17 protein-coding genes and 1 pseudogene are annotated in these 24,671 nt (G+C 52.1%); 9 read left to right on the forward strand and 9 right to left on the reverse strand.

Annotated elements, in window-relative coordinates; genetic code table 11:
• The 4 genes from EDF73_RS27065 to EDF73_RS27080 all read left to right on the forward strand — a co-directional run.
• Nucleotides 1–345 (forward strand): transketolase C-terminal domain-containing protein (locus tag EDF73_RS27065; protein ID WP_279388018.1); only part of this gene is annotated, 345 nt, incomplete at its 5' end.
• Between the two features lie 94 nt (nt 346–439).
• Complete coding sequence (locus EDF73_RS27070; protein WP_132732014.1) at nt 440–1,294, forward strand: sugar phosphate isomerase/epimerase family protein; 855 nt, start codon at nt 440–442, stop codon at nt 1,292–1,294.
• A 424-nt stretch (nt 1,295–1,718) separates the two neighbouring features.
• Nucleotides 1,719–2,966 (forward strand): MFS transporter, encoded by a 1,248-nt coding sequence (locus EDF73_RS27075; protein ID WP_279388019.1) that lies wholly within the window; start codon nt 1,719–1,721, stop codon nt 2,964–2,966.
• 61 nt (nt 2,967–3,027) lie between these two features.
• A complete protein-coding gene (locus EDF73_RS27080) occupies nt 3,028–3,966 on the forward strand; it encodes a 2-hydroxyacid dehydrogenase (protein WP_132732016.1) in 939 nt (312 codons plus the stop codon).
• Between the two features lie 72 nt (nt 3,967–4,038).
• Here EDF73_RS27080 and EDF73_RS27085 read toward each other — a convergent pair whose 3' ends face one another.
• Nucleotides 4,039–4,941 (reverse strand): TIM barrel protein, encoded by a 903-nt coding sequence (locus tag EDF73_RS27085; RefSeq protein ID WP_132732017.1) that lies wholly within the window; start codon nt 4,939–4,941, stop codon nt 4,039–4,041.
• A gap of 389 nt (nt 4,942–5,330) precedes the next feature.
• Nucleotides 5,331–6,224 (reverse strand): LysR family transcriptional regulator, encoded by an 894-nt coding sequence (locus EDF73_RS27090; RefSeq protein WP_132732018.1) that lies wholly within the window; start codon nt 6,222–6,224, stop codon nt 5,331–5,333.
• A 194-nt stretch (nt 6,225–6,418) separates the two neighbouring features.
• Between EDF73_RS27090 and EDF73_RS27095 the strand changes: the two genes are divergently transcribed.
• Nucleotides 6,419–7,258 carry an oxidoreductase gene (locus EDF73_RS27095; protein ID WP_132732019.1) on the forward strand — a complete coding sequence of 280 codons (840 nt, stop codon included), beginning with the start codon at nt 6,419–6,421 and terminating at the stop codon, nt 7,256–7,258.
• 345 nt (nt 7,259–7,603) lie between these two features.
• On the forward strand, nt 7,604–8,083 hold the full coding sequence (locus EDF73_RS27100) for an Rrf2 family transcriptional regulator (protein WP_132732020.1): 480 nt from the start codon (nt 7,604–7,606) through the stop codon (nt 8,081–8,083).
• Between the two features lie 63 nt (nt 8,084–8,146).
• Here the strand turns inward: EDF73_RS27100 and oqxB are convergent, their stop codons facing one another.
• Nucleotides 8,147–11,299, reverse strand: coding sequence for a multidrug efflux RND transporter permease subunit OqxB (oqxB, locus tag EDF73_RS27105; RefSeq protein ID WP_132732021.1), 3,153 nt, complete (start codon nt 11,297–11,299; stop codon nt 8,147–8,149).
• A gap of 23 nt (nt 11,300–11,322) precedes the next feature.
• Nucleotides 11,323–12,498 carry an efflux RND transporter periplasmic adaptor subunit gene (locus tag EDF73_RS27110; RefSeq protein ID WP_132732022.1) on the reverse strand — a complete coding sequence of 392 codons (1,176 nt, stop codon included), beginning with the start codon at nt 12,496–12,498 and terminating at the stop codon, nt 11,323–11,325.
• A gap of 335 nt (nt 12,499–12,833) precedes the next feature.
• Here EDF73_RS27110 and EDF73_RS27115 point away from each other — a divergent pair, with 335 nt between their 5' ends.
• Nucleotides 12,834–13,187, forward strand: a complete 354-nt coding sequence (locus EDF73_RS27115; RefSeq protein WP_132732023.1) for a helix-turn-helix domain-containing protein — start codon at nt 12,834–12,836, stop codon at nt 13,185–13,187.
• Between the two features lie 502 nt (nt 13,188–13,689).
• Here EDF73_RS27115 and EDF73_RS27125 read toward each other — a convergent pair.
• From EDF73_RS27125 to EDF73_RS27130, 3 genes and pseudogenes are all read right to left on the reverse strand, one after another.
• Nucleotides 13,690–13,989: a contact-dependent growth inhibition system immunity protein gene (locus EDF73_RS27125; protein ID WP_132732024.1), complete on the reverse strand. Its 300-nt coding sequence runs from the start codon at nt 13,987–13,989 to the stop codon at nt 13,690–13,692.
• A 12-nt stretch (nt 13,990–14,001) separates the two neighbouring features.
• Nucleotides 14,002–14,085: a hypothetical protein gene (locus tag EDF73_RS28045; RefSeq protein ID WP_347812722.1), complete on the reverse strand. Its 84-nt coding sequence runs from the start codon at nt 14,083–14,085 to the stop codon at nt 14,002–14,004.
• A gap of 35 nt (nt 14,086–14,120) precedes the next feature.
• Nucleotides 14,121–14,741 (reverse strand): annotated as a pseudogene (locus tag EDF73_RS27130) (GTPase); the annotation flags it as partial.
• Between the two features lie 305 nt (nt 14,742–15,046).
• Here EDF73_RS27130 and EDF73_RS27135 point away from each other — a divergent pair.
• The gene (locus EDF73_RS27135) at nt 15,047–18,877 is read left to right on the forward strand and encodes a hypothetical protein (protein WP_132732025.1); all 3,831 of its coding nucleotides are present in this window, start codon (nt 15,047–15,049) and stop codon (nt 18,875–18,877) included.
• 273 nt (nt 18,878–19,150) lie between these two features.
• Nucleotides 19,151–19,879 (forward strand): hypothetical protein, encoded by a 729-nt coding sequence (locus EDF73_RS27140; protein WP_132732026.1) that lies wholly within the window; start codon nt 19,151–19,153, stop codon nt 19,877–19,879.
• Between the two features lie 49 nt (nt 19,880–19,928).
• On the opposite strand, the gene EDF73_RS27145 is transcribed toward EDF73_RS27140, so the two are convergent.
• Both EDF73_RS27145 and EDF73_RS27150 read right to left on the reverse strand, forming a co-directional pair.
• The gene (locus EDF73_RS27145) at nt 19,929–21,932 is read right to left on the reverse strand and encodes a UvrD-helicase domain-containing protein (RefSeq protein ID WP_132732027.1); all 2,004 of its coding nucleotides are present in this window, start codon (nt 21,930–21,932) and stop codon (nt 19,929–19,931) included.
• Nucleotides 21,933–21,937: 5 nt separating this feature from the next.
• Nucleotides 21,938–23,959, reverse strand: coding sequence for an AAA family ATPase (locus EDF73_RS27150; protein WP_132732028.1), 2,022 nt, complete (start codon nt 23,957–23,959; stop codon nt 21,938–21,940).
• Nucleotides 23,960–24,671 lie beyond the last annotated feature (712 nt).

The raw sequence follows: 24,671 nt of genomic DNA on the forward strand, positions 1-24,671 counted from the left end.
CCGGAGCTGATCTTCATCGCCACCGGTTCTGAAGTGGAGCTGGCGGTTGCCGCGTGGGACAAACTGACGGCCGAAGGGGTGAAGGCGCGGGTGGTCTCCATGCCGTCCACCGACGCGTTCGACAGGCAGGACGCGGCGTACCGTGAATCGGTGCTGCCGAAAGCGGTCTCCGCTCGTGTGGCCGTTGAAGCGGGTATCGCCGACTACTGGTTTAAATATGTGGGCCTGAACGGCGCCATCGTTGGCATGACCACCTTCGGTGAGTCTGCGCCGGCGGAGCTGCTGTTCGCAGAGTTTGGCTTCACCGTTGACAACGTGGTGGCGAAAGCAAAAACGCTGCTGTAGGCAGCACGCTTGCGCCCGTAGACGGCAACAGATTGTGCTACCCGCGGCAAACGGTTGCCGGTAGCCCCGTGACTTAGGTAAGGAGGGAATCAGCATGAACAAGCTTGTGATTGGCGTGAATACCGCGATGTTCGACGGTCTGGAGACTGATGTCGCATTTAGCACGATAAAAAAAGCCGGGTTTCGCTATGTCGAGCTGGCGTACAACCAGGGCTACGTTGGCGATATGCCCCCGGAGCTTTTTGGCGAGGAGAATGCCCGGCATATTCGCGAGCTGCTGGAGAAGCATCAGCTACGCACGCATTCGCTGGGAGCGACCATGAATATGGGCGCCGTGGATGCCGTTGCCCAGTTCACCCGGCGTATCCGTTTCGCCAGTATGATTGGCGCAAAATGGATCAACATCTGCGTTGGCAGAAGCGCCGACCGGGCGCGTATTATCGCCAACCTGCGTGAGCTTGCGCCGGTGGCCAGCGATCATGGCTGTGTGATATGCCTGGAAAACGGCGGCGATCCCAATTATGACGTCTTTCGTCTGGCCGACGATGGTTTTGGGCTGCTGGACGCCGTCGACAGCCCGGCGGTGGCCTTCAACGTCGATGCGGGCAATATCGTTTCGCTGTGCCCCGACGTCGACCCCATTGAGCAGGCTATCGCCATGCTGCCGGGGGCTCAGCACTGCCATCTGAAGGATCTGCAGGTACGCGATGGCGAAGTCCATTTCACGGCGATGGGGGACGGGCAGCTGAATTATGTGCCGATGCTGAAAGAACTGGAGGCCCGCGCGATCCCCTGTAGCCTGGAAATTCCTTTGCGCATGCACCGCCAGCGCGACAGCTATCCCGTACGCGGCGATTCACCAGTCGATCCCGCCCGTAGTCTTGAGGTGCTGATTCAGTCGCGTGAGAGGCTGGAAAAATGGCTTGGGTATCCTTTGCAGGAACGGTAAATAAAAGAGCGCCGGCGCTTAACCTACGGGTTGTAGAGACAATAAGTTTCTGGCGCATTTTATTTTCTTTGCAAATTGCAGGTTATTTTTTCATGCATTAAGAATGAACTTAAGACTATATCTCTGGTAACAGGGAGAGGAATAAATATCTGATGCATATTTCTATATTGTGTGATTAGCGTCGCACACGGCTTTTAGTAACTATGTTGTGATGCATGTATCATAAGTTCAGGTGTTGTTCTTTTGTTCGGTTAAATCAAAATCCGTAACTAATGTTCATAGAGTACCCAAGGTTCATAGATTAATTGCGTTTTATTTTTTTAACGATTTTTAAAACCGAAGGTTAATTATGTCTGACTCTACACTCACTCCGTCATCCAATGCAAAGAAGCCGACGAATTACCGTTGGGTTATCTTTGCAACTATGTTCTTCTTATTGGCTGTTAACCTGATGGATCGTATTACATTATCTATCGGAATGCCTTATATAAAAGAAGAGTTCGATCTTTCACCCACAACACAAGGTTTGATCCTTAGCAGTTTCTTTTGGTCTTATGCCCTGCTACAGGTACCGGGGGGGTGGTTACTGGATCGCTACGGTCCGCGTAAAGTGATCACCGGCGCGCTATTTGGCTGGGGCTTTTTCCAGGCCATTATCGGCCTGGCGACCGGCGGGATTAGCCTGATCCTTTCCCGTATTGGGTTAGGGGCGATGGAGGCACCGGTTTCCCCCAGCGGCGCGAAACTGAGCTCGACCTGGCTGACCCAGTCAGAGAGGGGACGCGGCGCGGTGATCATGGACTCCGGTAGTCCGCTGGGCGTGGCGATTGGCGGCATCATCGTCGCACACCTGATTGTGCTGCTGGACTCCTGGCGCGTTACCTTTGTGGTCGTCGGTCTCTTCACGATGCTGTTAGGCTTTGTGGCATGGCGAATCCTGCGCGATCGCCCCTCTGAACACCCAAAAGTGGATCAAAAAGAGGTGGCGTATATTGCGGCAGGCAATATCAACGGCGCCGCCGGGGTGGATGACGCCACGCCGACAAAGGGTCTGGGCATCAGCTGGTTTACCATGGTTGCCATCATGATTGGCCGCGCCTCCTGGGGCATGGTGTACTGGGGGCTGCTGACCTGGGGACCGAGCTACCTGGCGCAGGCGCAGGGTTTACAGCTGGCCTCTATCGGTAACTCCACGTTCCTCATCTTCATCATGGGGACGCTGGGATGCCTGTTTAGCGGCTTCTTCGCCGATTTCCTGGTGAAAAGGGGCGTTAGCCACAACGTGGCGCTGAAGAGCCTGCTTTCCGTGTCCGGTATCGTCGGGCTGTGCGTACTGTATGCTCTGGCAACGGTTACTGACCCTGAGCTTGCCGTTACGCTGCTCTCCGTCGCGGCATTCTTTATGATGTTCGGCAGCCTGTACTGGAGCTTCCCGGCTATTCTGGCACCGAAAGATCGCGTCGGCCTGATCGGCGGATTAATGAATATGGCAAACAGCTGCGCGGGTATTCTGGTGCCCATTCTGGTTGGCGTTATTCTGCAGGCTACCGGTAGCTATGAGAGCGTGCTGGTCTATTTTGCCGTCTGTGCCGGGTTTTATACCGTGGGGACCCTGTGCATTAACTTTAATAAGTTACCGCTCAGTAACGGGAAATTGTCGTTCCAGAAATAAATATTCCCGGCGTATTAAGAGTATTGCTACGCAAAATCATTATTAAATACAGGATTCTGTTATGCCAGTGATATTACGAGTGGATAAGGTACCGCCGTCGTTAGCGGAAGAGCTGGCGCGTGACCATACCTTGTATGAATACAGCAAATTATCAGCCGAAGACCTGCAGGCCATTGCCGGGGATATTCAGGTAATATTATCCAGTGGGGAGTCGAAAGTTGAATCCTCATTGATTGAGCAGTTACCGGAATTAAAACTAATTGCTGTGTTTGGTGTCGGCTACGACGGCGTGGATATCCACGCCGCCTTTTCACGAAATATTCAGGTGACTAACACACCGGATATTTTAACCGATGATGTTGCCGATCTCGGGATTGCCCTGATGTTGAACGTATCGAGGAGGATCAACGGCGCGCAGAAATTTATTGAACGCGGAGGCTGGCTATCCGGCGCTTACCCCCCGTCAACCAAGGTCAGCGGCGGGCGGCTGGGCATTGTGGGTTTCGGCCGCATTGGCCGGGCGGTTGCCCGACGGGCGCAAGGTTTTGCCATGCGCATTGCCTGCTTTGACCGCAATCCCGTTAACAGTAGCGAGGTCACGTATTACGCCGATCTACTGGAACTGGCGAAAAATAGCGATGTGCTGATGGTCTGCGCCAGCGCGGGCAAGGAGAGCCAGAAGCTTATCGATCGCGAGGTGCTCGCCGCGCTGGGCGCGAATGGGATCTTAATCAATATCGCCAGAGGCAGCGTGGTGGATGAGGAGGCGCTGGTCGCAGCGATAACTCAGGGTACGCTTGGCGGAGCGGGACTGGATGTTTTTGCCAACGAACCGCATATCCCGCCGGCATTGCTCAACCGTGATGAGGTCGTGATCACGCCGCATATCGGCAGCGCGACCCGGGCCACGCGCGCGGCGATGGCGAAACTGGTGATTGATAACATTGCGGCATTTTATGCCGGCGAGGCATTGCTGACGCCGGTGCCGCCGCCGCGCTAAGCGAACGGTCTGGTATTCTGCGGGTAAAGAAAAAGGGGGCCTTTGCGGCCCCCTTGCTTATCTGCGTAAGGGTTAGCGCAGCGCTTCGCGCCAGGCGCTTTGCAGGAACTCACGACACTGTCGCTCATTATCCCACAGGTCATCCTGGTCGGTGGTGCGCATTTCAACGGCCAGCGAAATCGGGCCGAGTTCCTCAGGCAGAGCGAGGTGTAGTGCGGTTCTGATGATTTGCGCCGCGGTGACGGTCGTCAGGAAGCCCGGCGCGCCGAATTTCATATGGTAATCGCCATATCCCTGCGCCTGCGGATCGAGAATGGCGTTAGCCAGATGAAGCTGTGAAATCAGCGGCGCCGCCGTCGTTAGCGATTCGATAAGATCTTCTTCGTTTAGCGCGACGTGGGCGCTGTCCCAGGCAAGATACAGTTTTGGACAGTCTGGCCGCAGCGCCTTCATCCATTCTACGGTTTCGCCAGTGGGGCCGATAAGCTGACACTTGTGCGCAAAGCGATCGAGCGGTTCAACCTGCAGCAGCATGTTGTCATACTGCCTGACGGTTTCGCCAATGCGCACCAGCGCCTCGGCAAAGCCCTTTTTGGCCTCTTCGCGGCGGGCGTCGCCGGGGTCGGCGCCGCTGACCAGCGACAGTTTGCGGGTACCGCAGTCGGCCGCCAGGTGGACCAGTTCACAGGCGCGACGGATCGATCTTTCACGTAGCGCGGGATCCAGACTGCTGAGGTTGAGGTTGTCTTTCAGCAGTTCAAAGGTGAGCCACTGGGTCACGCTTAACTGATTCTGTTCTGCTAGCGTGCGGATAGTCCGGGCTATCTGCGGTTGATGAATAATGCCGGTTTCAAAACCGCGGTAATAACCAATACCGGCGATTTCACGGATGACGTGCAAAAGCGCGCTTTCATCGCCGGAGAGCGGGAAAAATAGCTCGGCAATATGTGCGGAAGGGTACAATTCGGTCGTCATGATGCTCTCGCTGCCTCCTCATAAAAGAGAAAAGAGTACGTCTGATGTGCGGTTGCGGTACGTACGGGATGTGATGTTGCTGGTAGTGAACATTTTAATGATCATTGAACATATGAACAAACATTGAGCGCGGGTTATGTCATAATTTTGACCGCGATCGCACTTTGCTCTCTGCGGTAAAGTCAGGAGATATGAGCTAAATATTGTTTTAAATAAGGTGGTTATTATTTATTTTGCGCCGTGACCTGCGGAGGCGCTCGCGTTCAATGCTATGGTTCAAGAGTTATCATAGTGCGCAAAAGTTTGATCGTGGCGGCAGGTGGCCTACTCAGCGGGCGGGTGAAAAAGGGACGGCCGTCAGGAGGCTGAGGCCGTGCTCAAACGCAGGGTCAGGGGGTCTCTGATTTGATGAAATCGACAAAGGCCCGCAGCGTGGCCGGTAGCTGGCGACGACCGGGATAATACAGAAAATGGCCGGGGTAGGTCGGGCACCACTCTTCAAGGACGCGGATTAACTTCCCTTCTTTCAGCAGCTGCGCGACCTGCGATTCAAAAGTAAACGCGATGCCCGATCCTGCCAGCGCGGCGGGGATAGCCAGCTCCTGGGCGCTGATTGTCAATCTGCCCGGTACCTCAATGGTTTTCCGTATGCCGTCACGCTCAAATTCCCAGTGGTAGTAGCGCCCGCTCTCAAAGCGCAAACGGATACAGGGCAAATGGCGTAGCTGCTCCGGTTCAGCGGGAATGGGGTGGCGTCTGAAAAAATCGGCTGAAGCGACATAGGCGCTGCGTATCGGGGGGCCGAGAGGAATGGCAATCATGTCCTGAGCCAGCGATTCCCCCAGCCGAACGCCGGCATCAAACCCTTCGGAAACCATATCGACAAAACCGTTCGCGACGACGACCTCCACGCTGGCGCCGGGATAGACGGCGAGAAAGCGCGTCACCAGAGGTATCAGTACCATTTGCGAGGCCGCGTGCGAGGCCGTAATACGCAGCTGCCCCGAGGGGGTATCGCGAAAGGTATTCAGATCCTCCAGCGCGTCATCGACATCGCGAAAGGCCGGCATGATGCGGGAAAAGAGTCTTTCTCCGGCTTCCGTCAGGGCGATGCTGCGGGTTGTGCGATTAAACAGGCGCAGATTAAGCCGCTCTTCTATCGCTCGCAGGGAGTGGCTTAATGCCGAAGGCGTGCAGCCAAGCTCGTCGGCGGCCCGACGCAGGCTTTTATGGCGCGCGATAGCAAGGAACACGCCGAGTTCATGATAGCTAATACGGTTCATTGATGAATTTTGCTCAGTACTCTATGGAGGAAACGGCGGATTATCTCAACAAACAGAGAGTGCCATACTTCATTGCGCAAATGAAGGCGCGGGCGGCGTCCCGATCGTGGAAAAGGGTCGATGGCAAACCCGCGGATGGAAAAGCCTTATTGCACCCGTATCCGTAAATGTAGCGACGAGCAGGAGAGAAAGCGATGAGTAAACTATGGTTCATTACAGGCGTCAGCAGCGGACTGGGCAAAGCGATTGCTCAGGCCGCTCTGCAGGCGGGCCACCGCGTGGTGGGCACCCTGCGTACCGAAGAGCAGCGGCAGGCTTTTGCCGATCTCCTTCCCGGCCGCGCCTATGGCGTGTTGCTTGACGTCACCGACGATGCTGCCGTGGAGTCGACCGTTGCGCGTATCGAGCGTGAAGTCGGGCCGGTAGAGGTTCTGGTCAACAACGCCGGCTACGGCGTGGAAGGGGCGGTGGAAGAGACCAGCATGGCGCAATCCCGTCATCAGTTTGAGGTCAACTTCTTTGGCGCCCTGGCGGTCACGAAAGCCGTACTGCCCGGTATGCGCGAACGTCGGCAGGGGCATATTATCAATATCACCTCAACCGGCGGGCTGATGGCTTTTCCTGGGCTTGGGGTCTATAACGCCAGCAAACACGCGCTGGAAGGGCTGACGGATGCCCTTGCGCAGGAAGTCAAAAATCTGGGGATTAAGGTTACCGCCATTGAGCCGGGACCGTTCCGTACCGACTGGGCCGGGCGTTCGATGGCCAGGGCAGAAACGCGGATTGACGATTATCAGGCCACCGCAGGCGCGATGCGTGAGGCGCTGGCGCAGCGAAACGGTAAGCAGGCGGGCGATCCGGCCAGGGCCGGGGCGATTCTGGTCGACCTGGTGAAACAGGAGAATCCGCCGCGTCGACTGGTGCTGGGAACGATGGGTTACAAACAGATTGGCGGCAATCTGAGCGCGCGTCTCGCGGAGCTGGTGAACCATGCTGATATTTCATTAAGCGCTGATTTCCCGCTCGGGGAATAGTGTCCCCGGTCCCCATCGCCTCTGTTAGCCGGGCGATGAAGGAGAATGGCGCAGCGAGGGGGAGGGAACCGCTTCGCTTAGGCGATAATCCGCACGTCGACCGGGGTTGAGCGCAAACGTCAATGCAAACGACGGATAGGGCGTGCTAGCGGGCTGAGCCAACCTGAAGCACGCGAGTGGCTACGCTGCGGTTCATGCGTCGCTCTGCGGCAAGTATTTTTTACGCGCCAGATCTCCCGGAGATTGCTTCAAAAAAATGACCGTATTTGTTATATTGTTGTTCATTGCTTATTCACCTCTGCGGCGCCAAAAAGAAAAAGATTCGCCGCAACCCAGGAAGATAAAATGTTAGATTATCGCTTCCCGACGGCTTTGCAGATGGTTCTCAGCGTAGCGATGGCGGAGCAGTTGGGTCAACGCTCGACAAGTGCGATTCTGGCCTATGGCCTGGAAGCCAATCCGAGCTTTATCCGCAAATTAATGGTTCCGCTCACCCGCGATGGCATTATCGTCTCCACGCTGGGCCGCAACGGTTCCATTCATCTTGGCCGCCCGGCGGAACACATTACCCTGCGCGATATCTACGTTTCCGTGATTGAAGATAAAAAGCTGTGGGCATCGCGTCCCGAGGTGCCGGCCCGCTGCGTGGTTAGCGCCAACGCCTGCTGGTACTTCAAATCCATCGCCGATGAAGCGGAGCAGGCTTCTCTGGATGTATTAGCCCGCCATACCGTGGCAAGCGCGCTGGAAAAGGTAAAACAGGCCGATACCAGCGGCTGCGACCCGCTGCCGGAACTGGATGCCCTGTATAAAAAAGCGCATTAATCTTTCCTTTAGCGCAAAAAAAACCGCCTTCACCGAAGGCGGTTTTTTGTTGTCTGCGGCCGCTTAAGCCGGCAGCACTTCTGCTGCCGGTTTGCCGCGAGCGACGAACTTACGCAGCGTGACGTAGAACACCGGCGTCAGGAACAGACCAAATAGCGTCACCCCGAGCATACCGGAGAACACCGTAATTCCGGTAACGCCGCGGACTTCCGCGCCCGCGCCGTGGCCGAGGATCAGCGGGATCGTCCCGGCAATAAAGGCGATGGAGGTCATTACGATTGGACGCAGACGCAGGCGGCAGGCCTCCAGCGCCGCTTCCATGATCCCTTTCCCCTGCAGTTCCAGCTCGCGGGCAAACTCGACGATCAGGATGGCGTTTTTACAGGCCAGCCCCATCAGCACCACCAGACCAACCTGTACGAACACGTTGTTATCGCCGCCGGTTAGCCAGACGCCAAACAGGGCGGACAGCATGGTCATCGGGACGATAAGGATCACCGCCAGCGGCAGCGTCCAGCTCTCATACAGCGCCGCCAGCACCAGGAATGCCAGCAGTACCGCCACCGGGAAGACAATCAGCGCCGTATTGCCCTGCGTGGCCTGCTGGAAGCTGAGGTCGGTCCATTCAATATTCATCCCGTTTGGCAACAGCTGTTTAGACATCGCCTCCAGTTGGGTCATCGCCTGGGCGGACGAGAGCACGCGAGGATCGGCATCGCCGATCAGATCCGCCGCCGGATAGCCGTTGTAGCGGATCACCGGATCCGGCCCGTAGGTGGTGCTGATATTCACCATGCTGCCGATCGGCACCATCTCGCCCTGATTATTGCGGGTGCGCAAATTCGCAATATCTTCCACGCTGTCGCGGAACTGTCCGTCGGCCTGCGCCATCACGCGCCAGGTGCGGCCGAACTGGTTAAAGTCGTTGACGTAGGACGACCCCAGATAGGTTTGCAGCGTGCCGAACAGATCGGTCAATGACACGCCCTGCGCCTTCGCTTTGTCGCGATCGACCTGTACATCCAGCTGCGGGACGTTGGCCTGATAGGTGGAGATCGGGAAATGCATCCCCGGAGTCTGCATTATCGCGCCGGACATGGTGTTAACCGCATTTTGCAGCGCGCCGTAGCCGAGGCCGGCGCGATCCTGCACGTACAGCGAATAACCGGAGCCCTGGCCCAGTCCCAGGATCGGCGGCGGCAGAATAGAGAAGCCGAAGCCCTGCTGGATTTGCGCGATTTTGGCGTTGATCTCGGCGTTAATTTCCGCCGCGGAATGTTGACGCCGATCGAACGGCTTCAGGCCAAAGAACACCGTCCCGGTATTCGGCGTGTTGGTGAACTGCAGCGCGTTAAGTCCCGGAAACGCTACCGCATAATCCACGCCTTCGGTATTCATGCCGATTTCGCTCATTTTGCGGATCACCGCATCGGTGCGCGCCAGCGAAGAGCCTTCCGGCATTTTCACGCCGCCAATCAGGTACAGCTTATCCTGGGTGGGAATAAACCCGCCGGGCACGGCTTTAAACATCACCCCGGCGGCGCAGAGCAGCAGCACATACACCACAAATACCGCGCCGCGTCGTCCGAGCGTTTTGCCGACCAGCCCCTGATAACCGTTCGAGCTGCGGTGGAAGAAGCGGTTAAACGGGCGGAAGATCCAGCCGAACAGACGGTCGATAAGTCGGGTAGGGAGGTCTTTCGGCGCATCGTGCGGTTTCAGCAACAGGGCCGCCAGCGCCGGAGAGAGCGTCAGCGAGTTAATGGCGGAGATCACCGTTGAAATCGCGATGGTCACCGCAAACTGTTTGTAGAACTGACCGGTTACCCCGGAGAGAAACGCCATCGGCACGAACACCGCGCACAGCACCAGGGCGATGGCGATAATCGGCCCGGAGACTTCCCGCATCGCCTGGTGTGCCGCCTGCAGGGGGGCCAGCCCCTCTTCGATATTACGCTCGACGTTCTCCACCACCACGATGGCGTCGTCCACCACGATACCAATGGCCAGCACCAGCCCGAACAGGCTCAGGGTGTTAAGTGAGAAGCCAAGCAGGTAGAGAATGCTGAACGTCCCCACCACCGAGACCGGCACCGCGATCAGCGGAATAATCGACGCGCGCCAGGTCTGCAGGAACAGAATCACCACCAGGACGACCAGTACCACCGCTTCCAGCAGGGTTTGTACCACCGCGCGAATGGAGTCGCGCACAAAAACGGTGGGATCGTAAGGGGCGGCCCATTGCATATCTTCCGGGAAGCGAGTGGACAGCTCGTTCATTTTGGCCCGCACCGCGTTAGACAAATCGATGGCGTTGGCCCCCGGCGACTGGAAGATACCAATCCCGACCGCATCTTTATTGTTAAGCTGCGAGCGCAGCGCATAGCTGCCTGAGCCCATTTCTATCCGCGCCACGTCGCGCAGGCGTACCAGCGAGCCGTCCTGTGCCGTTTTGAGAATGATATTGCCGAACTCTTCTTCCGTGTGCAGACGCCCCTGGGCGTTAATCGAGATCAGGAAGTCGCTCTCTTTCGGCAGCGGCTCGGCGCCAAGCTGCCCGGCGGAAACCTGGACGTTTTGCTCCTGCATCGCCGTCACCACATCGGAGGCGGTCAACCCGCGCGCCGCCACCTTGTTGGGATCCAGCCAGATGCGCATGGCGTATTCGCCGGCGCCAAAAATCTGGATTTGGCCGACGCCGGGCAGGCGCGCCAGTTCGTCCTTCACTTTTAAGGTGGCGTAGTTGCGCATATACAGCGAATCATATTTCCCGTTGGGCGAAAACAGATGTACCACCAGGGTGAGCGTCGGCGACTGTTTCTGGGTGGTAATCCCCAGCCGGCGTACATCTTCCGGCAGACGCGCTTCGGCCTGCGATACGCGGTTTTGCACCTGAACCTGCGCCTGATCGGGGTCGGTACCCGGGCGGAAGGTGACGGTGGTGACCAGTACGCCGTCGGAACCGGCGACGGATTTCATGTACATCATGTTTTCAACGCCGTTGATTGCTTCTTCCAGCGGCGTCGCCACGGTTTCGGCGATCACTTTCGGGTTAGCGCCCGGATACTCCGCCCGTACCTGCACGCTTGGCGGTACGACGTCCGGATATTCGCTGACCGGCAGTAGCGGAATGGCGATTAAGCCGGTGATAAAAATCAGAATCGACAGCACCGCGGCGAAAATCGGCCTGTCGATAAAAAAGCGGGAAAAGTCCATGCGTCGGATTCTCTGGTAAGGGATCAGTTAAGGGCGGTGCTGGCGGTCATGGCCACGGTTTTCGCGTTAACCGGCATACCCGGCATAAACACTTTTTGTAAACCATCGACGATGACGCGATCGCCAGGGTTCAGCCCCTGCTGCACGATGCGTAAACCGGCGGCCAGGCGGCCAGGCTTGATATCGCGACGCTGCGCTTTACCCTCTTTATCGACGATGTAAACGTATTTCCGGTCCTGATCGGTCAGGACCGCTTTATCATCGATCAGCGTGGCTTTAAATTCGGCGCTGCCCGGCAGGCGCACGCGGGCAAACAGGCCCGGTATGAACTGGCGCTGGGCGTTGTCCAGCAGCGCCCGCATCCGGATGGTGCCGGTGCTCGGCGTTAACTGATTATCGAGAAAATCGACTTTACCTTGATGGGGGTAGCCGTCCTCGCCGACGAGGCCAATCTCGACCGGTAGCGCCAGGTGGTTACTGGAAGCGCCCTGGCCGCTGCGGGCGAGGTTTTGGTAATGAAGATAGGTCGACTCATCGACGTCAAAGTAGACGTAGACCGTCTTCTGTGAGACCAGGGTGGTGAGCACGCTGGCGCTGTCGCCTGCGGTCACCAGGTTACCGCTGGTGATCAGCGCGCGGCTGGCGCGGCCATCGATAGGTGCGGTGACTTTGGTGAAATCAAGGTTAAGCTGGGCGGCGTCGACTGCCGCCTGCGCGGCGCGAATATCGGCCTGAGCCTGGGTGGCGGCCGAACGGCGCTGCTCCCACTCTTCACGGGAGACGACGTTGGTGTTGACTAATTTATCGGTACGGCTGGCCTCGCTGCGCGCCAGGCTGGCCTGCGTTTTAGCTCTCGCCAGCGTCGCCTGCGCCTGTTCCAGCGCGGCGCGATAGGTTCTGTCATCGATAGTAAACAGCACCTCGCCCTTTTTCACTTCCTGGCCGTCGGTGTAATTCACTTTGTCGATGTAGCCGGAGACGCGTGGGCGCAGCTGAACGCTTTCCACCGCCTCAATCCGGCCGTTAAAGCTATCCCACTGGCTAATGGATTTCACCACCACGTCGGCAGCGCTGACGGTGGGGGCTTGCGGCGCGGCGTTTTGCGCAGCGCTGTTGTCGCAGCTGGCAAGCAGCGCGGCGATGAGTGCGCTCCCCAATAAGCGCAGATAAAAGTTAACCCAAGGTTTTTGCAGGCTCATTATTTTTATTCCGGTAATTGTAGCCGCCGGGCAAGACGCAGCGAAGGATGCCGCGCCACTTCCTTTGTCCGGGCTGGCTTAAGGCCATTTGTGTCGTTCATCGCCACAAAACTGTAACAGTCACGAATACACTATCGCGGCGATTGTAGGAAGGCGCTAAACTAAGTGCAAGAATAATTGTTGCACTTTATGTGCTGTTTCCGCCGCAGGAGAAAGACATTTTTCTGCCAGGGATTTTAATGCAACAATAAAACTTGCAATTCATGCAAAAGCGGGCCACCTTTAAATGCAATAGACAAAGATACTTTTTAGCGATCGGCGCAGGGGGACCCAATATGAGCACAGACGCATTTATTCATGATTTACTCGACTGGATTGATAACAACCTTGAAAGCCGTCTCGACATCAACACCGTCTCCCGGCGGGCAGGGTATTCGAAATGGCATCTCCAGCGGATATTCAAAGAGCACACCGGCTATCCCCTTGCCGAATACATTCGCGCCCAGAAGCTGCAAAAATCGCTCGAGCGCTTAACCCATAGCGACGAGCCGATACTGAACGTGGCAATCGCGCTGGGCTTCGACTCCCAGCAGTCCTTCAACCGCAGCTTCAAGCGCCAGTACGGCCAGGCACCGGGCGTATGGCGCCGTAGCATGGCCGCGGCGCCATCATGCCAGCGTTCCAGCTGAGGATGGAGCGAGGGCTCATCAGCAAGTTCAGGCTTAACGGGATACACTGAGGGCGCAAAAAAGCCCGCCGGGCTTGCGCCATATCAAAGAGATAAGCAGGGATGAGTAAGTGAAGAGTAGACTCTTCACATTGGATCAATGTCTGTACCTTCAGAAGGCTCAGCACTCTAGTGAAAATTGCGTCATCGAATTTTCTCAGGCGCAGGAGTGGCCGAGATTGTCAGGTATTTTTTCAGTCCAGCTTCTCGTTTCACACCCATCGGATCTGAACCAAAAGGAAGCCTCAAGCGTGGTGAGTCGACGGTTTTGCTTGTCCAGAGAGAATCACCAATGAATCTGAAATTGATGCTATCCGCTGTAACAGATAATCCCTCAAAACTTCCCGTCGAGTACTCATTACCCAAACGAACGATCTCCTTAATTAAGTTATGTTTAGAAAGAAAAAGACCGGCTGTTGCCGGTCTGAGGTCGGTTAAGCCGCTGCGGGTTTGTCTTCCTGTAGCTACTTCGAAGAAAGGGCAAGTCTGCGCACGGTCATCAGGAAATCGAATGGGGTTGAATCCCACAACTCAGGTGAAAAATCAAATCCATACCGGCTTTTGAACTCCTTATCCAACCTGTCTCCGTAAAGCTCAAGGAAAGAATCGACCTCTTCGGCTAACTCTTTTAACATCCAATTGGGGGCTGTTTTTTTATAGAGTTCAATAGTGCCCTCAATAGTATCCTCTCCCTCATTTATGAGGTCATGATCCTGATTGAAATAACCCTGAATCAGCTGATCAAGATGATAGAAACTTTGCATAATCCACCTGTCCTATGGGGTCGGGAATGCTGTAAGGATATAGTAAGGTTTTCCGTTATACTCTTGCAGTTCGATAACAATCCTCACTCCACGCATGCTGATGCGCTGTGTGCTGCCTCGCGTGAATCCATATCCAGCCCCCAACCCGTTCGGGCCGATACAACACAGACTGGATGGTGCGGCAGAAAGAGCTGCTGTACAGCGCTCCGCTTGGCCTCAATAGTCGACTGTTGGCCATGAGAGGGCGTATTGCTGGTGGTATTCCACTGATGGCAAGGCTCGGCCTTGTCAGCCTGATTAACAACAAACAGCACCCGGTGCTGATACTCCAGCATCACCTTGCGATAGAAGTGTTCATCCACGGACAGTGCCCGATCATCAGCTTTGATGACCCATAACACCAAATCCAACTCGGGTAGGATGCGACGATACAGTGCGGTATATTCTTCATCGCGTTGCTCGCTTTCACCCACACCCGGCAAATCAATAATCATCAAGCTGTGATCGCCATTGCGAAGCCGGAAGCGCAGCACATCACGGGTGCAGGAGTCAACATTACTGACAGGTGTTACCTCTCCCTAGAAGAGAGCATTACAGAGCGACGACTTACCAGTCCCTGTTTTGCCCATAATACCTATCACAGGTTCGTACTGCGTCAGGCTACGAAGACGTTCAAGAATATGGTTGCGGATAGTGTGAGGGAGAGAAGCCAGCGGCTCCTCAATAGCCTGAAGGCCTTTAGATTTATTCATACAGATATCTCGGCGTGAAAACAAAAATTTACGCAATCCGGTCAGGATGAGAGGGGACTCACCATGATGATATCTATTTGAAATTATTTAAAATACTAGTCTTAAGTCAGCATCTATAGTTGTAATGATTTCAGAATGTTGGTGCTAATGGTCTGCTCTGTTTAGTTCTTGGGAGACAGATCAAGCCTCATGAATAACTTTGAAGTAGAATAATAGTACTTATTGTAATGAATTTTCTAAAGAAAATGACCATGCAAAAGTATATCTCTTATCTGAGAATGCTTGAATAGAGAAGATGAAATGCCATGGGATACAAGAAACGTAATCAATCAGGTGCTGGCTCACATGCGGGGCGAGGGTTTCGATACCAAGATGCGGTAGGAGTATGGTTGGCGCTTCGCTGTTGGAGCCAAGAGCTTTCCTATGGTCTTGTTATTCCTGAGGGGCGAGATGATTACGAATTAAAGGGCATAAATTCTTCTGCACTTTTTCAAGTTAAGTCCCGTCGTGATCACATGGGGTTATTTCCGGTTAGCGATGTTGTAGGTTTTGTAAGGGCGCTATGGAACCGTTATGAAGCATCTTCTGATCCAAGTATAGAACTTAACCTGATCCTTGAACGTCCTATTATACACGGGCCAAAAACAGATTATGTCCTAACTGAGCATTCAGGTTTAGTTGATGCTCTGCAGGGAGATGCTTGCTGGCAATTACTTTCATCCCGTACCCACATCTGGATTGTTGCTGAACCTGCGGAACAAGCAATTGAAACCATCAGTGATACATTTCCCTGTGCACCAGTGGCCGCACAAGTTTACTACGGCGAATTGCTAAACCATATTGGTGGTTTGGCAGATGAGAATGGGATGGTGAAGGACGGAAGGTATGAAGGATTGGCTATATCCGATGTCGAAGCTATTTTACGTCGAATGGAGCCTGTTCTTGATGTGGCGAGTATGGAAATTGCTCTACGTGAAGGATATTGCGATACTATTGATTTTATTACTATTGTAGACGATCCTGCATTTTATCTGGGAATGAATACACGGCCTGCTCATCTTGCCGCAGGCCTTGTCGTGGAAAGACCTGCAGCACGCAGCGAAGTTTTGAAGATGCTGGAAACTCAAAAAGCCGCTCTAATCGTTGGTCAGTCGGGTACTGGAAAATCAGCACTTATGTGGGAAGTGGCACGAGCCAGTCGACATACAGTTCGTTGGTTTGAGATTACGCGAGGCTACAGCTCCGATGCCCACATTCTTATCCGCTTTACCCGTTCATTGAGAGCATCCTCTACAGCGCCCGTTGGTTTTATTTTTGATGATGTGGGTAAAGGGAAAGCTGATATATGGGATGGTTTGCTACGTGAGGCAAGAGCCGGAAGCGGCATTCTTCTACTTGGTTCAATCAGAGAGGAAGATGCTTTTATGCTGACAACCCGGTCTCTTGCCGGAGAGGTCCGTCCAACCATGGAGGAAGATGTCGCTGAACGAATTTGGCGACAGCTTTCTCATCAGAATCATACTACATGGGCAGGCTGGCGAGAGCCTTGGATACAAAGTAACGGACTTTTACTTGAATACACGCATATCCTCACTCGAGGTGAGAGGCTTGAAATTGTTCTTGGGGAACAGATAGATAGTCGACTTAGGGAGGCCAGGGATGCTGAATTAGCTATTCTTCGTATTACCTCCTTGGCTGGGGCCGCAGGGGCTATGGTTGATATTAACCGTTTGGCAGAAGTTTTAGGTCTATCTCAGAACGATCTTTCCAGAGCACTACGGCGGCTCATTGACGAACATCTGATATCCGAACCACAAAACGGTTTCTTGAGAGGGTTACATCAGCTACGTTCTGCGGCTATATTCCGCCTTTGCCATAAATATCCCCCACCAACACTTTCGCACACCATCGCAGAAGCAGCGCTTGTCGTTCATCATTCGAATCTGGATACCTTGGCGGCATATGTCATTATTCATTATCCGAAAGCTAAAGACATTTTTATTAAGGCGATTGCGACTCGAATCGAACGTGAGTGCGAACCAGTAACGCTAATTGCCGCCCTTTCAGGTTTAGGTCAGGCACATATTGAGATGACGCTGAGAGGCTGGATCCCTGAAGCACGGACCCTAGGCCTAGAATCAACTCAGATTACTGGCGTTGTTATGTTCGCCATTGCTGATGCGGATCTTTCGAATAATATTTTTCCTGAACGTATAAAAGATTCAATGCGGCTGTTGCAAACTCGCTCTATGGTAGACCCTAGACTGGCTTTATTTACCCAACTTTCATCTACTGCGATTAAGAAGATAATATCAGCGTCTGCGGCTCCTAATCTTCGAGCACTTTTAGGAGCTTTGTTGGGCATAGATATTCCAGTAAATATTCGACAACTTATAGCTGATTTTACGCCTGGCTTTGACGGACTGGATCTTGTGGCTATTGCAGATCTACTTGGTGTGGCTCGGCTCATCGACCCTGGTATTCCACTTGCTTGGTTAAGTAATTATTCTCCAGAGTATTTAATTGCGCGTATTCCACGAGAAGTGCCTTGGGCTGGAGCAGTCAGTATTGAAACCGTGCCAGAAGGTCGGCTACTACGTAGCTCAATATTCCATGTCGCACATTCAGTCCAGACAGACATACATGACGATGTTGTAAGGCTTTGCACACTTTTGCTTGGATTGGATCCATCCGCTGCAATGGTCGCTGTAGATGCTATAGCTCCGGGTGGTTTTCTCTCAGGCACTCCTGATTATCCCCTTGCATCTAAGCGAATACCAAGAGAGAACCTGCCACCATCGGCATTACCAGAATGGAACAAACGGTGGATAGCAACCACTGCTGGACTAGTGGGAACAGAAAGTTATACGGATTATTTACAGAGATCGATCAAACTGTTAGATAAACTCGTTCCGCTAGTTGAGAAGATACTGGATGGGATCCTGCGGTGTAAAACCACTTCATCTAAAGTTCTGGAACAACTTGGGGCCGTGCATGAAGCTTCCCGCGAGCTTACCCCACCGAAAGGAGGGGAGTTTATTGGTTTAAATACAGAACTACATACTACTCCGATTCAGAATATATTATTTTCCTGTTCCGCTGATATGATCCGGCGGTTTATATCTTTACCTGAAAGTTATGGCGCATATATTGCGTGGCTAAAAGATCTGTTAAAGAACATAGATGAAGGTAAGGATTACCCTTGGGAACTCGTAGGAGGCTATCCGGAAAAATCCTTCACTCGACTGAAAGAACTAATCACATCACTACGTCTGTTGTCAGCAGCAGCGGGCTCTCAGGGAGTAAATCCTACACGTTTATGGCTTGCAGAGTCTAAAGTGGCTGCACGTGGAGGAGCATTGAGCAGCGCTGTCAGAGTAATAATGCGACAGTTCAATAAGTTAGCCATGGATAAGCTGTTGGAGATAGAGGGCAAGCTGAGAAATAGAGGGATTGAAGCGGAGCTCTACGCTCGCCCAGATTGGGAGCAACTTTTGCCGTGGCCAACATCAGAGTTTCTGGCGATTATTGATGTTGAATATCCAGAAGATTGGCTGCTATGGCTTGACGAAAATGGAGAACATATTCAGAGCGCAATTGGAGAGCATCATCGTCTCTGGGTCATTCCCCGCATTGCAGGGATTGTAATATCACAACTAACCGTTAGCGCGATATTTAAACTTTTCGCATCTCCATACGCGGTTGATGACTGGCTTGATGAATTAAAAATCAATCGACTTAACGATACACTGACTCAAGCTGCGCAACCGGTATTGTCACTTATCACCGAGCTTGATGGACTACGCCATTTCAACCTTGGTACCGCAGAAAGACCTCATCTGGAACAGTCTGTGCGCCAGGAAAATGAAAAAGCACTGATTAGTGCCTTGGGCAAATTTGAGCAGATAGCAGAAGGCACCCAAGTTCAAATGTGTCTCCGACAATTAAATGAAGAGTGTATTGCTGGAAGAATAGATGTAGCTGAGGGAGGGAATGCTTTGCTACATGGACAACTGACTGCCGGTGGAGAAGCATTGTTGAACTTACAATTTACCTTACTGACACAGGATCTGGTAACTGTCTTAGCTCAAGACATCATGTTGGAAGCCCCTGGACAGGCTCTGTTGAGAGGATGAAAATTGTTAATTGATGTGGGGAAGCTCTATAAACTTACCGATCGTAGCAGCTTATTATGCCAAAGTTGCTATCATTCTGCGATAGAAGTGGCACTAGCCTTTCAATTGTGGTTTAGCAATTTCAACCCTAAAACAGGGATGCTGACCTAGACAGGGCGGCCCGCTAAATTAGTTTAACTGTCTGCTAACGCAAAAATATCAGAATACTTAGAGATTAGATCATACGGTCTATATAGCACAGAGCTCGAACAAGCATAGCTAATTGGGAACATCATGGTTAACATTCGAGATGAATTTACTGAAAAAGTAAAGAAAACCCTTCAGGAAAGAGTCGCTAATCGTTGCTCTAACCCAGGCTGTAACTGCCTAACATCTGGGCCCAATTATGATGAGGAAAAAGCTACGCGTATTGGTGTTGCGGCACATATAACCGCCGCCGCTCAGAATGGGCCTAGATTTAATCCATTTATTTCTAATGAAGAACGTAAACATATATCAAATGGAATATGGCTGTGCCAGAATTGTGCGAAACTTATTGATAGTGATGAAAAAATCTATACAGAAGTTGTGATTCGTGAATGGAAGAGTCTAACTGAGAATAAAATTAGACAAGAGCTTGAAGGTAAACATTTAGAAGATGAAGGGCCAGAAACCCTTGGATGGTACTGTGGCCACTGTAATTCTTTTGTTGCCCACGGTCAGATGGTATGTACTGGTTGCCAAGCAGAAGTTGCGTATGAGGCTACAAAACATGAAGTTACTAATGCCAGGGTACGGGGAGGAACTCTTGGAGCACTGGTGGGTGGAGTAATTAGTTTCGGGGTCCCAAGTTTTTTTAATTCTCACTTTAATTTTTCCATTCCGGATGGATGGGGGCTCGGTATATATTCACTGTATATTATTGCAGTGCCAGCAATGCTAGGGGTTATTTTATTCGAAAACTTTGAACGAAATAAATTTCGTAATAAGCCTCCAAGGTTTTTTCGGCAACGTAATATTTAAAAAAGATGATCTAAGTCTCTTTTGATAAGTGGCTCTTGAGGGCCACTTATCAATAGTCTTTTGGGATTATAGAAGCACAACAATCGATAATGTTCCACCCGCGACCTGCGAGCACACTAAGTTCTTCATCTACAAACGCGTCTTTGCGCATCGCTAGGCACAAGAGGTGAGTTGGGCGGGTCATGGCTACATAATGAAGCTTCAATCGACCAAGCATACGTGGCCCCTCAAATACTGTTGTCCCCCTCTTATTAACTCTCGAACCACCGGCCTTCGTTCCGAGTAACCAGGGCTTTAGTTCGCACAGATGATGATTGAAGTAGAAGCTATCAAGTACAAGCGTTGCAGTGTGCGTTTCGCCTTTAACGGAATGAATTGACCCTAGTCGGATTTGTACCTGAGGAGAAGTTTTTGGATAAGATACAAAATTAGTGCTCTGCGTGAGAATTGCCTCCCCCCCTTGCAACGTATTGACCTGTGGCCAGGCGAGAAAATCAGTGACACTGCTGCCAAGTACTGAAGAGCCGCTCAACTGCTTAACGCATGACACAATTAATGGGAGTAATTCTGTGTTCCAATCATCTTGTGTAATATTTCCACGACTTGTCAGGAGCATCTCTTGCAACGCCCTATAGCTTGTGATTACCTCGGTCTCGCTTAAAAGATCAACAACTCGACGATGCGGTGATTTTCGCGATATTCTGCTGTATATAGTACCTGACAACTCACATGCGGCTAGCAATGCTGAGGCTGTTGCATTCACCAACTTTTCGCAGTTGTTATTGCCCATAATCTCGAAACATGCTCGTGTAAGATATTGCGCGAAACTGTTCGGAGTTGCTTCCTTTCGTACGCTAAAGGGATCATAGGTGGGTACGTAATGCCCCATGGCATGGGGTACGAGGCCATCTTCTTTTAGCTCGTGGACCCCAGCGATTGCAGTAAACACACCACACTTCAAAGCTGCTGCATCAAAGGATTCAATAAGATATTCGCCATAGCGGGGAAGGACTAATTGCACTGATGCATCGTCGAAGAGAAAGATTGTTGGGGCTTTGGGTTCGGCATTTATTCGGGCCGGTGGACCAGCGCCAATTAATGCCTGCGGCGCGACGCCGAGGCCCTTTACTTTATCGGCTATGTCTTGGGAAAAGCGATAGCTTCGCGGAAGAACATGGACGACAGTGCCGGGAAATGGATCGGTACTAGCACCTTCGAGCCCCGCTCGCGAATAGATTGCTTGATTCGAATCGCCGAATCTTTGCCGTCGCGATGGTGAATCGCCAGCACAGAAGATACGATGCAATAGTGCCGATTGTTCCTCGCTATTGTCTTGCGCTTCATCTATGAATACGAAGGGGAAGCGCCGACGTAGATCCATTGCTGCCTCAGGATTCTTGTCCAACAACTCATTAGCCCACACAAACATCTCATCGAAACAGAAATAACCTTGCTCGCTAATAGTGCGACGAGCCTCAAGTATCGCCTGATAAGTCGGAGTCTGTGGCCCGAATCTGCCAGTAGCGCCACCAGAGTAGTCGGGCTGTGTGTAGATTAGACATGCTTCTGTTAATCGATTCTGCTGTAACGCCCAACGCGTATTATTCGGAAGCATATTCCAGCGCTTCATAAGGGCGATTTGCGTGTCAATACAGTGCACAGCTATACCTTTCGAGCGTAGCCATGGCAGGGCCAGAAACTCATTGACGAACGAATGGATTGTTCCAACAAAGTGTGGGTAGCGTGAGAGTGCGATTCCAGCAGCTGAGTTGCTGAGTTTAGCGCCAATCTCGTTACGAGCTGCATTGGTGTGTGAAAGTACACAAATACCTTGCTGGCGGTATGGCCAACGCATCGCTAGTACCGCTAGTTTGGCAACAAGCAATGTTGTCTTACCACTTCCCGGACATGCCTCGAAATCGGTCGTTTCGAGATTTAGCATTGCTTTTAGCCGACTATCATCATCGCCGACCGGAGCAAACCCATCGGCTCCCACTCCCATCAGTGCTGCTGCCCAAGCAATATCCTGTTCGCGAATAAGGCCATCAAACATAGAGGTCAGTCCTCAGTTGCAGTGTCATTGATCGCTATATCGAATGGTGTAGTTACATGCGAGATCGCTGCAATGATATAAGGAGGTAATTGATTAAGCAGACTGTTCGAATCCATCCTGCCTGATTCAATGTCATTTTCTAATAGCTCTGCCATATACTGTGCAGCGATTGCCTTTGATGCTCCATTCGACTCGAATAACGCATAGACATGCGAACCGAGTATCTCTCGGTCAGTAGAACTATCCATGATAGTCTCATAGGCTGCGTCAGCAGCATTGATAATGTCGGCTTTGATGGCTGTACCAGCGTTGAGTCGATCGTCAGCTAGTGCGAGCGACGCAGCCTGATACATTTGCTTACCGAGGCCGTGAAAAGCGAGATCATATTCGAGTGTCCATTCATCCGCCACGAAGCTCTCGACATTCTGACCCGACGCTTTAGCTCGTCGATTAATGCGGCGCTGCTCTAGTGCATCACCGGGAAAATCTGCTTTAATTCGCCATTGTCGTTTCGATGGCGGTATAACTGGTACTTGTTGACCTTCCTCGAGCTTGCCGACGATCCATGGTGCTAAATCAGGCATTACGTCCATGTCAGTGATGCATGCAACTGGAATGTTAATCATTCCGTCCTTCTCGGGATCTTGGCGCATGAGGATTCGTGCATAGCGACCAAGACCGACGCCACCAACATTTACAACTGACACGCCGTGGTGATGGAAATCGCGGCCGAGAAGTTTTGCTAACACTGGCAATAGAATATTTTCGGCATCGCCTTCAACAATCATTACGGCCCGAGCAAATAATAGATTAGCCTTGGTCACGTCGAGAAAGCGTTCAAGGAAGCGATAGTCTGATGGGCTAAGTTTAGTTTTGCCTTTGCATAGCGGAAAGGCCCGACCACCTTCTATTAAGGCTATATTGTCAAGATGCAGGTCTGAGGCGAGGCTAGGGCTATGTGTTGTGACGATAATTTGGATACGTTGATGGTCGGTGCGTTCTTTTTTGGCTTGTTCTTGCAAGAATGACATGAGACGAAGTTGGCGTTGGGGATGGAGATGAGCCTCAGGCTCTTCAATCAGTAGTAATGGAAAACCATCGCTTTCGACTGCGAGCAGAAGTAACTCACAAGCCATGAATAGCAGATTGTTTGAGCCAAGCCCTCGACTATGACTACTATCGACTTCAGACGAATCAGTCAAGGTAAGCTCGAGTTTTTCGAGTAGTTGGCGTAGTCTGAGGTTGTCTTCCTGTGTACCGGCGACGCCAATCCGCGCTAACAGCATATCGTTGGCGAATGACAGTGGAGCAAGATACTCTTCATTGAGACGCTTGCGCGCTTGTTTAATGCCTTCACTCTCACCAAATAAATAGCTGGCATAATCTCCGAGCCCGAGAATACTCAAAGTTTTCGGATCGGCTGGCGGATCGATATTTCGATCGAAAGCGTTGCCAGTATCACGTATTTCCTTTGTATGCTGAAGAATTTGCGATAATCGTGATCCTCGGCCTGCGCTCATTGCACGCTCGGCATCTCGAAGGGGTCGTAGATAAGCCGCCGTTAATAGAGATCTCGCTCCAAGATCAAGCAAGGGTCCATCCCCCACAGCGCCTGTACGCCATTCGGGTGGAAGCACCCGTCGAGAGCTTCCTTCTTTAGTGTTGCGTTTTGCCACCCAAGTGACGATGAGTACTGTTTCAACTGCTTCGCCAGTCGTTTCATAGGTCAGAAATTCTGAAAAAGCACCACGATCTGCAGCCGTAAGTCCACTAAATGTCAGTCGGATTACTATCTGATCCGCGCGTTCAGAGTGCGGTGTGGCTTGGTAAAAATCACTGGTGTCAATGCGCAGAAAATCCTGGTCACGCGTACCTAGCACTAACCGGATAGCATCAATCACAGCGGTCTTTCCTGCATCATTCTCTCCAACCAATGCAGTAAGCCCGGGATTTAGTGGCAGCACGAAAGCTTTTTCAGTGGAGCCGAACAGCCGAAAGTTCTCAATCCTAATTTCAGAGATGTACACTTGATGTTCCCTCTACTGCCGCTGACTTTAACAAGAAGACCGTGGTCAAGAAACCAGCGGATTTTGTATTCAATCGAAGTACTCAAACTTTCGTTGATATTTTATCTCGTTTACTGCCCTTGCTTACTATCAATTGTCACCAACGGTGCGAAACTTATCTAGAGGCTAATATGCCCCACTAAAAACCTCATCTACATTAGAAGGGAAAATGTCCAATCGCTCACTATGATAAAAGATGTTCTTTTGAGAAGAAGCGATTTAGTGCAATTTATGAGAAAAAGAAAGATGAAATACTCCTACTGCTTCAGCAAGCATCTTTTTTTAACACATACACACTCTTGAGTGACACTATTAATGAATAGAGACTGGATACTTCAAACCAGCGAGACCCGCCGAGCTTTCGCGAATGCTACATGGGTACCTCTGCGGGCATCCCAAGAGCAAGCCCGTGACATTATACGGGATACCGACATTGGTTATGTGGGAGAGTTCTTCGGGTGTGGTTCAGTAGCGTTCCCACCACAGCAACGAGAAATTGCTGAGCGATTGAGTTGGAGTGATCTTGGGATTGCACACAGTGCAAAGCCATACGCCTACGAGGATGGACACTACTCGCCTTGGATTTGACCCTATATATCCAGACGTTTTTGCTCTCTTACGGTTGCGATAACTTCCTGCGTATATATTCCCGTGGTGAGCGATATCCCAGTGC

Source organism: Klebsiella sp. BIGb0138, from assembly GCF_004342285.1.
Taxonomy (GTDB): domain Bacteria; phylum Pseudomonadota; class Gammaproteobacteria; order Enterobacterales; family Enterobacteriaceae; genus Klebsiella.